Below are 13,934 nucleotides of genomic sequence, written 5' to 3' on the forward strand. Positions count from 1 at the left end.
TCAGCCGGCCACGAAGAACAACCCTGCGCCGTAAGCGTCCCGGGCGGAGACGAAGAAGCCCTCGTCCGTCTCGCGGACCGGCACACCGGCCTGCGCGACGACCTGGCGCGCGACGGCCAGATCCCGCACGGCGATGGTCATGGCGGCCAAATAGGACGGTGCGGGCGCCGCCTCGCCCGGCAGCACCGCGCCGGTCTGGGACGCGCGCACCAACTCCAGTCGGCCCGAGCCCATCGCCAATACGGTCAGCGGCCCTCGGCGCACGGCGGAGACGGCCAGGATGCGGCCGTATCGTTCGACGGTCGCGTGGAACTCGGAGTCTGCCACGACGATGAGCACGGTGGCGATGGCGCGGGCGCCGTTCGGGTGCGACAGATAGCGCGGCTGGTGCACGTACGCGCGGGTGAGATGCTGTGCGACGCCCAGCAGCGCCTCCGGTGTCGCACCGGGGTCCACGTGCACGGCACGCGCGCGCACCGTGCGGATGCCGTCCTCGGTCTCTACGTCGCGCTCCAGGTCGAGCACGCCGGTCGTGCGCAGGCCCGCCGCCGTGAGCTGCCGCCGGGCCGACTCCGCGTCGCCGGTCTCGAGATTGAGCAGGCGGAACCCTTCGTACTCGTCCGCCATCGCCTTGGTGTGCCACGGGTCCGGCGCCGACTCGTCCACGATGCCGAGTAGTTCGATATAGGAGCCGCCGAACAGCGCGCAGCGGTTGGCCGTGCATCCGGGCGTGGGCGGTTCACCGGGGCGCGCGCTCAGCAGATGCCGCGAGCGGGGGCTCAGGGTGAAGCCGAGGTCGAGGTAGCGGCGTTCCAGACCGTCCAGGTCGCGGGTCAGGATTCCGGTGTGGTGGATGGCGTCGATCGGTTTCTGCACGCCGACGATGCTCACCCCGCATGCGACGGCCCGCCCGTCGCCACGGCGGATCCGCCGGATCCCGACACTGCCCTACCCTGACAGGGTGGATTCGGTCACCTTGGACGACATCGACCGAAGGTTGCTGCACGCCTTGCAGCTCGACGGTCGTGCGCCGTTCAGCAGGCTCGCACCGGTGCTGGAGGTCTCCGAGCGCACCTTGGCTCGCCGCTACGGGCGGCTGCTCGACACCGGCGGCCTGCGGGTCACCGGGGTCGCCGACACCGGACGCGTCGGTTACGCCGAGTGGCTGGTCCGCCTGCGGGTCCGCCCGGAGGCCACCGCAGCGCTGGCCCGCGCGCTGGCGGGCCGCGCCGACACGGCCTGGGTGACGGTCATCGCCGGTGGTGCCGAGCTGACCTGCTTGTTCCGCGTCCCCGGCGACGCTCCCCTGCCCGAGCTGGCCCGCCACCCCGCCGTGCGGACCGTGGACGCCCATCGCGTGCTGCGGCACCTCATGCGCCGCCGCTGGCGGGGCCGGATGTCGGCGCTGTCCGCCGAGCAGAGCGCGGCCCTGTGCGCGCCCGGCACGGACCCGCCCGAAGCGGTGGCGCCGAGCGAACTGGATCAGCGCCTGCTTCCCGCGCTGGCCGCCGACGGGCGGGCGACCTATCCCCGGCTCGCGCGGGCCGTCGGCTGGTCGGAATCCGCGGTGCGGCGGCGGGTCGAGGAACTGCGCGGCGCGCGGGTCCTCGGGTTCGACGTCGAGATCGATCCCGCACTGTTCGGGTTCACCGTGCAGAGCCTGCTGTGGCTCGCCGTCGCGCCCGCACATCTGCTCGCCGTCTCGACCGCGCTGGCCGCCGATCCGGAGGCGGCGTTCGTCGCGGCTACCACCGGACCGCACAATCTGCTGGTGTGCGTCGTCTGCCGCGACGCGGACGCCCTGTTCCGCTACACCACCGAGCGGATTGCCGGGCTGCCCGGGATCGACCGGATGGAGATCGGGCCGATCAGCGGTTACGCCAAGCGCGCGGCGCCACCGCGCCGCACCTGACGCACGTTTGCACTCGCTGCGGAATTCTCATGAGCCGCAGCCACTTCCGTGACATCGAGTGCATCGCGGGTTCCACGTGAATCACGGACGCCGCCCGCCGCTTCTCCCGGACGTGCCCTCGGCCCCATGTTCCCGCGGCGAAGTTGTGATTCGCAACAGCCGGACCCGCATACCCCGGCACCGACGATTAGGGTCGGGTGGGTGACCTGGACCGTGGGCTTCGACCTCGACATGACGCTGATCGACTCTCGGCCGGGCGTCGCTCGCGCCATCGACCTGCTCGGCGCCGAATTCGAGCTGCCGCTGTGCGGGACGACCTTCGCCGATCGGCTCGGCCCACCGCTGGCCACCCTGCTCGTGGAAGCGGGCGCGCCCGAGGAACTGGTTCCGGCTCTGGTGACCCGCTATCGAGCGTTGTATCCGACGCTCGTCTCCACTATTCCCCCGATGCCGGGCGCGCAGGCCGCGTTGGCAGCCGTGCGGGCACGTGAAGGACGAGTGCTCGTGGTCACCGGCAAGCACGCTCCGCTGGCACAGCTGCACATCGCCGAACTCGATTGGCGCGTCGACCATCTCGCGGGCGACCTCTGGTCGGCGGGCAAGGCCGCGACGCTGCGCGAACAGGGCGCCGACCTGTTCGTCGGCGACCATGTGGGCGACATGAACGGCGCGCGAGCCGCGGACGTGTTCGCGGTGGGCGTCAGCACCGGACCGTGCACGGCCGCCGAGCTGCGCGCGGCGGGCGCGGACGTGGTGCTCACCAGCCTCACCGAGTTCCCCGCCTGGCTCGCGACCGAGTTCGGGGCGGTCACCGCCAGCTGACACCCGTCAACTCGTCCAGCGACGCGCGATTCCACGGGGAACGTCTTCACCGCGGAACAGCCGCGGGGATACCCGCCTACACCAGGTCGGGCACGCGCCGCGCTGGACCGCGGCGCTCGTGTCGTCCGGCCGATCGACCCCGATTCGCGTTCCCGATTCGCCGACGCGGCGGTTCCCGAAAACTTGCGGCGTTAGTTTAGCTGTCGCTAGCCTACCGCCCATGAACCTCGAACTGTCCGGCGAGCAGACGGCGGCGCGACGGCTCGCGGCCGATTTCGTCGACCGCGAGATCGCGCCGCACGCCGCGCGGTGGGACCGCGAGGAAAGCGTGGACCGGGCCATCGTCGGCCGCCTCGGGGCACTGGGCTTCCTCGGCCTCACCATCCCGGAGCAGTACGGCGGCAGCGCGGGCGATCACCTCACCTACTGCCTGGTCCTGGAGGAGCTCGGGCGCGGCGATTCGGCCGTGCGCGGCATCGTCTCGGTCTCCCTCGGCTTGGTCGCCAAGTCGATCCACCACTTCGGGACCGAGGAGCAGAAGCGCACCTGGCTCACGCGGCTCGTGGCAGGCGAGGCGCTCGGCTGTTTCGCGCTCACCGAACCGGGCACCGGATCCGACGCCGCCCAGTTGCGCACCCGCGCCGTGCGCGACGGCTCGGACTGGGTGCTGTCGGGCACGAAGATGTTCATCACCAACGGCACCTGGGCCGAGGTGGCGCTGGTGTTCGCGCGCACCGGCGGCGAAGGGCACCGGGGCATCACCGCCTTCCTGGTGCCGACCGACTCCCCCGGGTTCACCGCCCGCGAGATCCACGGCAAGCTGGGCCTGCGCGGACAGGCCACCGCCGAACTCGTGCTCGACGGGGTGCGCGTACCCGACAGCGCCCGCCTGCACGCCGAGGGCAAGGGCTTCACCGTGGCGATGGCGGCGCTGGCCAAAGGCCGCATGTCGGTCGCGGCCGGCTGCGTCGGCTTGGCCAAGGCGTGCCTGGACGCCGCAGTCGGCTACGCCACCCAGCGCGAGCAGTTCGGCAAGCCGATCGCAGCACACCAGCTCGTCCAGGAACTGCTCGCCGACATCGCGCTGGACGTGGAGGCGGCGCGCCTGCTGGTATGGCGGGTGGCCGACCTCGTCGACCGCGGCGAGGATTTCGCCGTAGCCTCCTCGCAGGCCAAACTGTTCGCTTCCGAGGCCGCGGTCCGTGCGGCCGATCGCGCGGTGCAGGTGTTCGGCGGCTACGGCTACATCGATGAGTTCCCGGTGGGCAAATACCTCCGCGACGCCAAGGTGATGACCCTCTACGAGGGGACGAGCCAAATCCAGAAACTGCTCATCGGCCGCGCCCTCACCGGCGTCGCCGCGTTCTGACCGGAGGACATCCCATGCATCGCTTCACCGACCGGGTCGCCGTCGTCACCGGCGCGGCGCAGGGCATCGGCGCGGCCACCGCGCTGCGCCTGGCCGCCGAGGGCGCCGCCGTCGCCGTACTGGATCGCAACGCCGCCGAGGAGACCGCGGCGCAGATCGCCGCGGCGGGCGGCGTGGCACGCAGTTACGTCTGCGACGTCACCGAGCGCGAATCGGTGCAGACCGTATTCGACCGCGTCGCCACCGATCTGGGCAGCCCGCAGATCTTGGTCAACAACGCGGGCATCACGCGTGACGACCTGTTCTTCCGCCTGTCCGAGCAGGACTGGAACGCGGTGCTCGCGGTGAATCTGACCGGCGCCTTCCACTGTGCGCAGGTGGCGCAGACGTTCATGGTGGCCCAGCGTTACGGCCGGATCGTGTCGCTGTCGAGCCGGTCGGCACTGGGCAATCGCGGCCAGGCCAATTACGCGGCCGCCAAGGCGGGCATCCAGGGATTGACGGCGACGCTCGCCCTCGAACTCGGCCCGTACGGCGTCACCGTGAACGCGGTGGCGCCCGGCTACATCGCCACGGCCATGACCGCCGCCACCGCCGGCCGCGTCGGCATGAGCGCCGAGGAACACCAGAAGGCCGCCGCGGAACGCACCCCGCTGGGCCGGGTGGGACAGCCCGAGGAGGTCGCGGCGGTGATCGCCTTCCTCGCCAGCGACGAGGCCGGCTACGTCAGCGGCCAGACGCTGTACGTCAACGGCGGCGCCCGCTGACCAACGCCCGTCGCTCGATCCGACCCGCCTCCGTCGAGCGCCACCGCGGCCGACGCCGTCGTGACGCGGGCAGCGCGACCGGCCACCGGTCTCGCCCACGCCGCCGCGACACCGTGCTGCCGGCCCCGACCGCCGCTATGCCGTGAGATGGTTTCCGGCCACCCGCCTGCCGATCGGCATCCGTGTTCCGGTCCTGGTCCGTCATCGTTTCTTGCACGGCGCCGGGTCGGGCACCGGCGTACCGGCGCGGTCCAGGGAGTGGTGATCCCACCCCGGCGATGACCGCCTGCGGCATGATCGAGAGGTGGATCGAACCGAGCTGGCCGCGTTGCTCAGGCAGGCCCGCGACCGCGTGCGGCCCGGCGATGTCGGCCTGCCCGCGGGCCCGCGCCGACAGGTGCCGGGGCTGCGGCGCGAGGAGGTAGCCCAGCTCGCCGGTGTCAGCGTCGACTACGTCGTGCGGCTGGAGCAGGGGCGCGGTCCCCGTCCGTCCACCTCCGTGCTGGCCGCGCTGGCCCGCGCACTGCGACTCAACGACGAAGACCGCGCACTGCTGTTCCAGTTCGCGGGCGCGGCGCTCCCGCAGCAGGGCCGCATCGATATGGTGGTGCGGCCGAGCGTCTTGCGGCTACTGGACCGGATGGCGGATCTGCCCGCGCTGGTGCTGTCGGCGAAAGCCGATGTGCTGGCGTGGAATCCGATGGCGACCGCGCTGCTCGGCGATTTCTCCGCATGGCCGCCCGCCCAGCGCAACATCATCTGGCAGCGTTTCCTCGGCACCGAGCGGGGACGGGTGGCGATGACGCCCGCCGAGGCCGACCACGCCGCGTCCTTCTCGGCCGCCTGCCTGCGCAGCGCCCGCGCACGCTACCCGGACGATCCCGGCCTCCTGCGGCTGGTCTCCGAACTCCGTTCGCGCAGCCCGCGATTCGAGCAGTTGTGGGCCGCACGCCGGTCCGGGCAGTGGCGCAGCGCGACCAAGACGATCGACCACCCTGATCTCGGATCCCTGCGCCTGGACTGCGACACCTTGCTGGTGCCGGACACCGACCAAGCCGTCGTGGTCTACTCGGCGGCGCCCGGCACCCGGGAAGCCTCGGCGCTGGAACTGTTGCGGGTGACCGGTACCCAGCGGTTCCCGGCGGCGGAGCCCTCCGGCTAGCTACCCGCCTTGTACCGGCGCAGGTATTCGCCGGTGAGCGAGGTCGGGTGCGCGAGCAGCTCGGCGGGCGTCCCGGTGAACACGATCTCGCCGCCGTCCTTGCCGCCGTCCGGTCCGAGGTCGATCACCCAGTCCGCGTGGGCGACCACATCGAGGTTGTGCTCGATCACCACCACGGTGTTGCCGCGATCGACCAGGCTGTCCATCAGTGCCAGCAGCGTGTCCACGTCCGACATGTGCAGGCCCGTGGTCGGTTCGTCGAGCACGTAGACGCTGCCGGTGTTCTGCAGCTGGGTGGCCAGCTTGATCCGCTGCCGCTCGCCGCCGGACAGCGTGCTCATCGCCTGCCCCAGGCTGAGGTAGTCCAGGCCGACCTCGTTCATGGTGCGCAGTTTGGTGTGCAGCGCCTTCTCGGCGAAGAACCCGAGCGCCTCCTCGGCCGACATCTCCAGCACGTCGGCGATGGATCTGCCGCGCAGCCGCAGGGCCAGCACGTCATCGGAGAAGCGCCGACCGTCGCAGGCGTCGCAATGGGTGGTCACCGGATCCATGTAGGCGATCTCGGTGATGATCACGCCGCGACCCTCGCACTGCGCGCACGCACCGGCGGAATTGAAGCTGAACAGCCCGGCGGACTGCCCCGTGGCCTTGGCGAACAGTTTGCGGATCGGATCCATCAGCCCGAGGTAGGTCGCCGGGGTGGAGCGGGACGACGCCGCGATGGGCGACTGGTCCACGAAGATCGCCTCCGGATGCCCCGGTACGAAGACGTCGCGGATCAGGCTGCTCTTGCCCGAGCCTGCGACACCGGTGACGCAGGTCAGGATGCCGGTCGGGATCCCGACGGTCACCTTCTTCAGATTGTGCACCGTCGCGTTCTCGATGAGCAGCTCGCCGGTGCCGGTGCGGAAGGAGTCCTTCACCCGGAAAGGTCTGCGCAGACCGGCCCCGGTCGGGGTGTCCGCCGCCCGGAGGTCGGCGAAGCTGCCCTGGAACACCACCTGGCCGCCGTGCACGCCCGCGCGCGGGCCGACGTCGACCACGTGGTCGGCGATCTGGATGACATCCGGATCGTGCTCCACCACGATCACCGTGTCTCCTTTGTCCCGCAACGCCTTCAGCAGATCGTTCAAGCGGCCGACGTCGCGCGGGTGCAACCCGACGCTGGGCTCGTCGAAGATGTAGGTCAGCCCGATCAGCGTGCTGGACAGATGCTTGATCATCTTCAGCCGCTGCCCCTCGCCACCGGAGAGGGTGGAGGTCGGCCGGTCCAGACTCAGATAACCCAGCCCGATGTCGGCCACCCGCCGCAGCCCGGTGCGGATGGCGCAGGCCAGGCCGACCGCGGCCGGATCGGTGATCTCGTCGAGCACCTCGATCAGATCGGTGATCTGCAGCCGCGCCCAGTCCGCGATATTGCGTCCGTTGATCTTCGTGGCCAGCGCCGCCTGGTTCAGCCGGGCGCCCGCGCAGGTGCCGCAGACCCCTTCGGTGAGGAACTGCCGCATCTGCTCCCGCGTCTTCTCGCTCAGCGTTGAGGTGTCGCGCTGCAGCCGGGTGCGGGTGAATTTGGTGGCGATGCCTTCGTAATTCGCCTTCCAGGTACCTTTGCTGAAGGTCAGCTCGACTTTGCCGCCGGTGCCGTAGAGCAGATCGTGGAATTCTTCGTCGGTGTAGTCGCTCAGCTTCTTGTCCGGGTCGAAGCGGCCGGAGCGGCCGTACAGTTGCCAATCCCCGCTGCCGACCCCGTAACCCGGCAGCAGGATCGCGCCCTCGTTGAGCGACTTGGTTCGGTCGAGCAGTCGATCGGGGTCCGCGCGCACGGTGACGCCGAGCCCGTCGCAGTCCGGGCACATGCCCTGGGGCACATTGAAGGAATAGTTGTAGACGAATCCGGCCGAGGGCGAACCGAATCGGGCGAACATGGCCCGCACCATCGAGAAGATGTCGGTCATGGTGCCGACCGTGGAGCGCGGGCCACCGCCGACCGGCTGCTGGTCGATGATCACCGGCGCGGTGAGATTCTCGATGGCCTCGGCGTGCGGGCGTTCGTAGCGGGGCAGGAAGTTGAGGATGAACGCCGGGAAGGTGGCGTAGAGCTGGCGTTGTGATTCCACGGCGATGGTGTCGAAAACGATCGAGGACTTGCCCGAACCGGAGACGCCGGTGAAGACGGTGATCTTGTTCTTCGGAATCTCCAGCGACACGTCGCGCAGGTTGTGCTCACTGGCTCCGAGCACCCGGATGACATCGGGCGCGGCAAGGGTTTCGGCGAAAGGCATACCGCACACCTTGCCACCCGAACCCCCGAAAATGCTCCGGTAAATGTGACGCAAATCACATATGCCACCGGCGGCCGAGAAGGCTTCGGCAGTTCGGATTCGGGGTCGTCGACCCGTCGCCGTCAGCCGGGCGGTCAGCGCAGCAAGGCGATCACCGGGGCGAACTTCTCCATGCTGTCCTCGAGCACGGTGACGTAGGTGATGCCGAAGCGGTCGCGCCGATCCCGCAGGCGGTCGGCCATTTCCTCCGGGGTGCCCATGAGCAGGATCGGGTGCTCCTCCGGGGAGTCGGCGACGTCCGGCGGCAGCGCCGGGCCGAAGACCTCCAGGACGCTCGCGCGTTCGGCGGGCGGGACCACCCGCTGCACCAGGATGTTGAACTCGACCTTGTCCAGTCGCGGACCCAGCAGTTCCCGCACGTAGGCGACCCGCTCCTCGGTCTCGGCGAGCCCGGCCATCTGCAGCGGCCCACCGTTGCGCGCGGCCGCCGCGCCGGTGAAGGCGATGATGTCGGCGTGCCGCGCGGCGACCGCGAGCAGTCGGTCGCCCCATCCGCCGATCAGCACCGGCGGCCCCATCGGCTGCGCGGGCTGCGGCTGATACTCCGGATCGGCGAACAGCCCGCGCAGCGTGACCACCGTTCGCTCCAGATGGTCGACGCGCTTGCTCCCGCTTTCGAACGGAATGCCCGCGGCCTCGAATTCCGACTGCACGTAGCCCGCGCCGAGCCCGAGTTCGACGCGCCCGTCGGTGAACTGGTCGGCGCCCGCTACGTCGCGAGCCAGCAGGACGGGGTTGTAGAACGCCGTGTTCAGCACGAAGGTGTTCAGACGCACCCGCTCGGTCGCCTCGGCGGCCAGGACCATCGCGGGGAACGGCGCGGGCAGGCCGAGATGGTCGGCGACGCCGACCACGTCGAAGCCGAGTTCCTCGGCCCGACGGCACTTTTCGATCCAATTCGACCGGGACTCGGGGACCACCATGTTGACACCGAACCGGAATGGGCGCTGCGCAGTCACGTGTCCTGTCTAGCGAACCGGGCCGGACCCGTACGCGCCGGGGCCGGTTCAGCACTGGGTGAGCGCGCCGGCCGCCAGCGCGACGCCGAGCAGCGTGACGAGGGCGGTGGCTACCGGCAGCATCCGCCTGGTGGGGCTGTGGGCGCGAGGACCGGCGGAGCCCCCGCTCGCGGACCGACGGGCGAACCCGCGCCGCACCATCGCGATCGTGGTGAGGATCAGAGTCGCGACCAGCATGACGGCGTCCCTCAGGCGCGCGCGGCGCTTGCCGCGGCGGCCTGTGGCGAAGACGCACGCCGCGGCGACGCCACGATCCCGTGCTGCAGCAGGCTTTCGGCGGTGTCGAGCAGTGTTTCCCGCACCGGACGCATGGTCCAGCCCAGCTCGCGCCCGGCCTTCTCGGCGCTGAGCGACTCGGTGCGCCCCAGCATCGGCAGGGTCAGCCGGACGCCCTTGTCGAAGATGGCGACCGAGCGAACGACCCAGTTCGGCAAGGCTCTGGTCGGCACCCGGAACCCGCGCGGCCCGTATTCCTCGGCGAGGACGCGCGCCATCTCGCCCATCCACAGATGCTCGCCCGCGCAGATGTAGCGGTTGCCCGCCGCCTCCGGGGTCTCCAGGGCCAGCCGGTGCGCCACGGCGAGATCGCGCACGTCCACCGGCGCCCAGCCGACCCGGGGCGTCCCGGGTACGTCCCCGGCGAGCAACCTGCGCACGGGCTCGTGTGAGGTGCTCGTCGCCGCGGACAGCAGCGGTCCGAGCACCATGCCGGGATTGACGGCGACGAGTTCGAATCCCGCGCCGGCCGGAAGCTTCGCGACGAAATCCCAGGCCGCCCGCTCGGCCAGCGTCTTGCTCTTCTGATAGGCCGGGCTGCGCTCGACCACGGTCCAGTCGGCCTCGGTGCGCAAAGCGTCCGCGGCGTGACCGTCCGCGATCGCCGCGACCGAGGAGGTCAGCACCACCCGCCGCACCGTGGCCGCGGCGGCACAGGCGCGCAGCACGCGCAAGGTTCCTTCCACCGCGGTGTCGATGAGTTCGTTCTCGTCGTCCGGCGGGGTGGCGGGAAACGGAGACGCAACGTGCAGCACGTCGGTGCAGCCCGCAACGGCGGACGCCCAGCCGTCGTCGCCGGTCAGGTCGGCTTGCGCGAACTCGAGCTCGCCCCCGGTCCGGCGCGCGAGCTCGACCAGGTGGGCTCGTTTGCCGGTGGCGGCGAGGTCGCGGACGGTCGCGCGCACGGTGTAGCCGTGCTCCAGCAACTCGGCGATGACGTGACCGGCGACGAATCCCGTTGCGCCGGTGACCAGTACCCGTGTGCTCATTTCTTCACCCGTCTGTCGGAGTGGTTGGCGCGTCGCCCATCTGAGCGCCGCTCAGATAATCTAAGCACCGCATAGTTAGGTTGTCCAGGAGACGTCGCATACGCTCGGACGGTGACGCGGACCAGTTACCACCACGGCGCCCTGCGCGACGCGCTGCTGGCCGCCTGCCTGCGTTTGATCGAGACCGAAGGACTCGCGGCGGTCAGCCTGCGCCGGGTGGCCCGGGAAGCGGGCGTGAGCACCGCGGCGCCGTACCACCATTTCCCCGACCGTTCCGCCCTGCTCGCGACACTGTCCACCCAGGGTTTCCAGTTGCTCGGCGCGCGGCTTGCGACGGCGCGCGCGGAGGCGGGAACACCGATGGCCGCCTTGACCGCAATGGCGAACGCCTATGTGCGGTTCTCCCGGGAGCATCCGGCCTACTTCCGCTTGATGTTCCGGCCCGAGCTCTCCCAGCCCGACAAGCACCCGGACACCATGGCCGCGGGCGACGCGGCCTTCGGGGTTCTCGCCGACGCGATCGCGGAATGCGTCCGCGCCGGAGCGCTGCCCGCCGACAAAGCCGACACCCTGGCGGTCATGTTCTGGGGACTCGGCCACGGGCTGGCCTCGCTGTGGCTGGACGGACAGCTGGAGAAACGCGCGGTACAGTTCGGCACCACCGCCCCGGCGCTGGTGGAGGACGTCATGCGGACGTTCGCGACATTGATCGAGCCCAGCTCGCCGCCGCTGACCTAGAGTAGACGCCAGACGTTCGCTATCCGATGCTTCTCACACGATCCGAGAGGACGACACGGATGACCGCGCAGCTGGATCCGACGGTGCAGGAGTTCGTCGACGCGCTCAACGCCAACGACCAGGATCGGTTCTACGCGGTCCTCACCGACGATGCCACGATGTCCGACGACGGCGTCGAGCGCAACCTCGCCCAGTGGACCGCGGCGGAGATCTTCGACAGCAACGCCCGCATGCGGGTCGAGTCCGTCGGTGACGACGGCATCGAACTGGTTGCCGACTACACCAATTCGCGCTGGGGCTCGATGCGCACCACCTGGCGGTTCGTCCTGCGCGACGGCAAAGTGAGCCGTTTCGAGACCGGTCAAGCCTGAACGCCCTTGCCATGCCCCCGCCCACATTGACATTCTGACCTTCGTGTTCGTCGCGCCGCGTTACGGTACCGGCTCTCTGGCCGATCTGTTCCCCTCTGTCCTCGCCGGTCTCGGCGTGCCCGGCGAGCAGGACCGCCTCGGGCTCGGGCTCGCCGTCGAGCGGGCCTGCGTCCTGCTGGTGGACGGGCTCGGCTACGAGGACCTCGTCGCGAATCCCACTGTCGCGCCGTTCCTGTCCGGCCTGGCGCCGCTCTCGCTCACGGCGGGCTTCCCGACGACGACGGCCACCAGCCTCACCTCGCTCGGGGTGGGCGTTCCGCCCGGCGAGCACGGAGTGGTCGGTTACCTGTTCCACGTCCCCGGCTACGACCGGCTGTTCGTCCCGCTGTCGTGGCGGCTGCACGGGGTACCCAAGTCCGATCTGCGCGGCGAACTCCCTCCGGAGCAGTTCCAGCCGCGCACAACCGTTTTCGAGCGCGCCGCCGCCGACGGCATCGCCGTCGCCCAGGTGTCACCACGCGATCAGGCGGGGTCCGGACTGACCAAAGCGGTGCTGCGCGGCTGCGAGTTCCGCCCCCAGCTGTCCTTCGGCGACCTCGTCGCAGGCGTCGGCGAAGCGCTGCGCGCCGGGCCGCGCTCACTGGTCTACACCTACCACGGTGACCTCGACATGACCGGACATGTGCGCGGGCCCGAGTCCCGGTCCTGGGCGTTGGAGCTGGCCAATGCCGACCGGCTCGCCGCCGCCCTCGCCGAGGAGTTGCCACCCGGCGCGGCGCTGCTGGTCACCGCCGATCACGGCATGGTGCAACTGGAGGACCGCATCGATTTCGACACCACTCCCGTTCTGCGAGAAGGCGTGCGGGCGCTCGGCGGTGAGGCCCGCGCCCGGCACGTCTACACGGAGGCGGGCGCCACGTCCGACGTCGCGGCGGCCTGGCAGGCCACGCTCGGGCCGGACTTCGAGGTGCTCGACAAGGAGGAGACCGTCGCCCGCGGCTGGTTCGGCCCCACGGTCGATCCCGCGGTCGCCCAGCGCATCGGCGATCTGGTCGTGGTCGCCCGGGGCAGGCGTGGCGTCATCCGCACCGGCGCCGAACCGCTGCAGTCCTGGCTGGTCGGTCACCACGGTTCGCTCACGCCCGCGGAGATGAACGTCCCGCTGTGCGTGTTGCGCACCTAACCGCGCGGCCGGTCGGCGCACGCTCGCGCGTGCGGGCTCTAGTCTGGAGCCGATCGCGGCGGGCAACGCCGTGCCCGAACCTCAGGAGGAGACCATGCACGCCACGCTGTCACGGACCGGCCGAACCGGCCTCGGGATCGCGATGGTCGCCATGGCGCTCGCGGGCTGCACCGATATCGAGCGCGCCCTCAACCGCGGTGGCGACACCCCGTGCAGCGAGTACGTCAAGCAGGACCAGGACACCAAGCGCACGACGATCACCAAGTTCGTCAAACAGCAGAGCCAGGACGACCGCGAGCCCGCGGGCACCGTCGTGGACGCGACGATGGTGTCGGTCGACCTGCTGTGCGGCGCGCAGGCCAATACCGACACCCCGATCAAGAACGCCGACGTCGCAGGCATTTTCATCCGGAAGTGACCGCTCAGCGCGGCGGATGGGCGGCCAGCCAGTCCGCCGCGCGCTTGCGCGAGGCCCTGGCCAGCCAGGCGTCCTGGACGACCTCGGTGAGCTCTCGACGGCTCAGCTCGCCGATCCTGCTCGCGCGCACCAGGACCGACGGATGCCCGTCGAAGTGCTTCGTCGTGAAGAACGGCGAGTCCGGGTCTTGCACCAGCGCCTGTTTGTCCGACTCCGAGGGCACCCAGATCACGATCACGTCGGTGTAGCGCTCGCCGGTGCGCGGGTCGACGGCATCCGGACGGGGAGTGCGGAAGAACACGAACGACTTCCCCCCGACCTGGTAGATCGGGTTACCGCGCGGTCCGTCGACGCGCGTCACATGGGGCATGCCCGCGGCCACCTCGTGCACGTCGGCGAGGCGTGCCCGCCGGGAACCGGTCGCCATGCCAGCAGCCTAAGAGGACGTCTTACGTGGGTGTAATTCGTTGTCCGGCATGATGTGACCCGTGGTCGACAGGCTTGCTCAACGGCTGGTCCCGGATGCGTTGTGGGACATCGTGAAACCGCTGCTCCCCGAGTTCACG

At 70.4% G+C, this 13,934-nt stretch carries 15 protein-coding genes; 9 read left to right on the top strand and 6 right to left on the bottom strand.

The window, feature by feature from the left end; genetic code table 11:
* Positions 1 to 876 carry a VOC family protein gene (locus HOV91_RS18240; RefSeq protein ID WP_312884678.1) on the bottom strand — a complete coding sequence of 292 codons (876 nt, stop codon included), beginning with the start codon at positions 874 to 876 and terminating at the stop codon, positions 1 to 3.
* A gap of 85 nt (positions 877 to 961) precedes the next feature.
* On the opposite strand from HOV91_RS18240, the gene HOV91_RS18245 reads away from it, so the two are divergent.
* The 5 genes from HOV91_RS18245 (at position 962) to HOV91_RS18265 (ending at position 6,032) form a co-directional block, all read left to right on the top strand.
* Positions 962 to 1,912 (top strand): Lrp/AsnC family transcriptional regulator, encoded by a 951-nt coding sequence (locus HOV91_RS18245; protein ID WP_174186604.1) that lies wholly within the window; start codon positions 962 to 964, stop codon positions 1,910 to 1,912.
* 201 nt (positions 1,913 to 2,113) lie between these two features.
* On the top strand, positions 2,114 to 2,734 hold the full coding sequence (locus HOV91_RS18250; protein WP_174186605.1) for an HAD family hydrolase: 621 nt from the start codon (positions 2,114 to 2,116) through the stop codon (positions 2,732 to 2,734).
* A 220-nt stretch (positions 2,735 to 2,954) separates the two neighbouring features.
* Positions 2,955 to 4,103 (top strand): acyl-CoA dehydrogenase family protein, encoded by a 1,149-nt coding sequence (locus HOV91_RS18255; RefSeq protein ID WP_174186606.1) that lies wholly within the window; start codon positions 2,955 to 2,957, stop codon positions 4,101 to 4,103.
* Between the two features lie 14 nt (positions 4,104 to 4,117).
* On the top strand, positions 4,118 to 4,870 hold the full coding sequence (gene fabG, locus HOV91_RS18260) for a 3-oxoacyl-ACP reductase FabG (RefSeq protein ID WP_174186607.1): 753 nt from the start codon (positions 4,118 to 4,120) through the stop codon (positions 4,868 to 4,870).
* Between the two features lie 304 nt (positions 4,871 to 5,174).
* A complete protein-coding gene (locus HOV91_RS18265; RefSeq protein ID WP_174186608.1) occupies positions 5,175 to 6,032 on the top strand; it encodes a helix-turn-helix transcriptional regulator in 858 nt (285 codons plus the stop codon).
* On the opposite strand, the gene HOV91_RS18270 is transcribed toward HOV91_RS18265, so the two are convergent.
* The 4 genes from HOV91_RS18270 to HOV91_RS18285 form a co-directional block, all read right to left on the bottom strand.
* A complete protein-coding gene (locus HOV91_RS18270; protein ID WP_174186609.1) occupies positions 6,029 to 8,314 on the bottom strand; it encodes an ATP-binding cassette domain-containing protein in 2,286 nt (761 codons plus the stop codon). The genes HOV91_RS18265 and HOV91_RS18270 overlap by 4 nt on opposite strands.
* A gap of 134 nt (positions 8,315 to 8,448) precedes the next feature.
* Positions 8,449 to 9,333: an LLM class F420-dependent oxidoreductase gene (locus tag HOV91_RS18275; protein WP_174186610.1), complete on the bottom strand. Its 885-nt coding sequence runs from the start codon at positions 9,331 to 9,333 to the stop codon at positions 8,449 to 8,451.
* A gap of 48 nt (positions 9,334 to 9,381) precedes the next feature.
* Entirely contained in the window at positions 9,382 to 9,570 is a 189-nt protein-coding gene (locus HOV91_RS18280; RefSeq protein WP_174186611.1) for a hypothetical protein, read from the bottom strand.
* A gap of 11 nt (positions 9,571 to 9,581) precedes the next feature.
* The gene (locus tag HOV91_RS18285) at positions 9,582 to 10,658 is read right to left on the bottom strand and encodes an SDR family oxidoreductase (protein ID WP_174186612.1); all 1,077 of its coding nucleotides are present in this window, start codon (positions 10,656 to 10,658) and stop codon (positions 9,582 to 9,584) included.
* Between the two features lie 111 nt (positions 10,659 to 10,769).
* Here HOV91_RS18285 and HOV91_RS18290 point away from each other — a divergent pair, with 111 nt between their 5' ends.
* The 4 genes from HOV91_RS18290 (at position 10,770) to HOV91_RS18305 (ending at position 13,368) form a co-directional block, all read left to right on the top strand.
* Positions 10,770 to 11,396, top strand: a complete 627-nt coding sequence (locus HOV91_RS18290) for a TetR/AcrR family transcriptional regulator (RefSeq protein WP_174186613.1) — start codon at positions 10,770 to 10,772, stop codon at positions 11,394 to 11,396.
* A 59-nt stretch (positions 11,397 to 11,455) separates the two neighbouring features.
* Positions 11,456 to 11,767, top strand: a complete 312-nt coding sequence (locus HOV91_RS18295) for a nuclear transport factor 2 family protein (RefSeq protein WP_174186614.1) — start codon at positions 11,456 to 11,458, stop codon at positions 11,765 to 11,767.
* Positions 11,768 to 11,810: 43 nt separating this feature from the next.
* Positions 11,811 to 12,950 carry an alkaline phosphatase family protein gene (locus HOV91_RS18300; RefSeq protein WP_174186615.1) on the top strand — a complete coding sequence of 380 codons (1,140 nt, stop codon included), beginning with the start codon at positions 11,811 to 11,813 and terminating at the stop codon, positions 12,948 to 12,950.
* 94 nt (positions 12,951 to 13,044) lie between these two features.
* Positions 13,045 to 13,368 carry a hypothetical protein gene (locus HOV91_RS18305; RefSeq protein ID WP_174186616.1) on the top strand — a complete coding sequence of 108 codons (324 nt, stop codon included), beginning with the start codon at positions 13,045 to 13,047 and terminating at the stop codon, positions 13,366 to 13,368.
* Between the two features lie 4 nt (positions 13,369 to 13,372).
* Here HOV91_RS18305 and HOV91_RS18310 read toward each other — a convergent pair whose 3' ends face one another.
* The gene (locus tag HOV91_RS18310) at positions 13,373 to 13,795 is read right to left on the bottom strand and encodes an MmcQ/YjbR family DNA-binding protein (RefSeq protein ID WP_174186617.1); all 423 of its coding nucleotides are present in this window, start codon (positions 13,793 to 13,795) and stop codon (positions 13,373 to 13,375) included.
* Positions 13,796 to 13,934: the final 139 nt, after the last annotated feature.

The organism is Nocardia barduliensis (assembly GCF_013315795.1).
Classification (GTDB): domain Bacteria; phylum Actinomycetota; class Actinomycetes; order Mycobacteriales; family Mycobacteriaceae; genus Nocardia; species Nocardia barduliensis.

Excerpts from the sequence above, each read along its gene's own strand:
- HOV91_RS18255 (WP_174186606.1), top strand. The coding sequence starts at position 2,955 with ATGAACCTCGAACTGTCCGGCGAGCAGACGGCGGCGCGACGGCTCGCG.
- fabG (WP_174186607.1), top strand. The coding sequence starts at position 4,118 with ATGCATCGCTTCACCGACCGGGTCGCCGTCGTCACCGGCGCGGCGCAG.
- HOV91_RS18270 (WP_174186609.1), bottom strand. The coding sequence starts at position 8,314 with ATGCCTTTCGCCGAAACCCTTGCCGCGCCCGATGTCATCCGGGTGCTC.
- HOV91_RS18280 (WP_174186611.1), bottom strand. The coding sequence starts at position 9,570 with ATGCTGGTCGCGACTCTGATCCTCACCACGATCGCGATGGTGCGGCGC.
- HOV91_RS18285 (WP_174186612.1), bottom strand. The coding sequence starts at position 10,658 with ATGAGCACACGGGTACTGGTCACCGGCGCAACGGGATTCGTCGCCGGT.
- HOV91_RS18295 (WP_174186614.1), top strand. The coding sequence starts at position 11,456 with ATGACCGCGCAGCTGGATCCGACGGTGCAGGAGTTCGTCGACGCGCTC.
- HOV91_RS18305 (WP_174186616.1), top strand. The coding sequence starts at position 13,045 with ATGCACGCCACGCTGTCACGGACCGGCCGAACCGGCCTCGGGATCGCG.
- HOV91_RS18310 (WP_174186617.1), bottom strand. The coding sequence starts at position 13,795 with ATGGCGACCGGTTCCCGGCGGGCACGCCTCGCCGACGTGCACGAGGTG.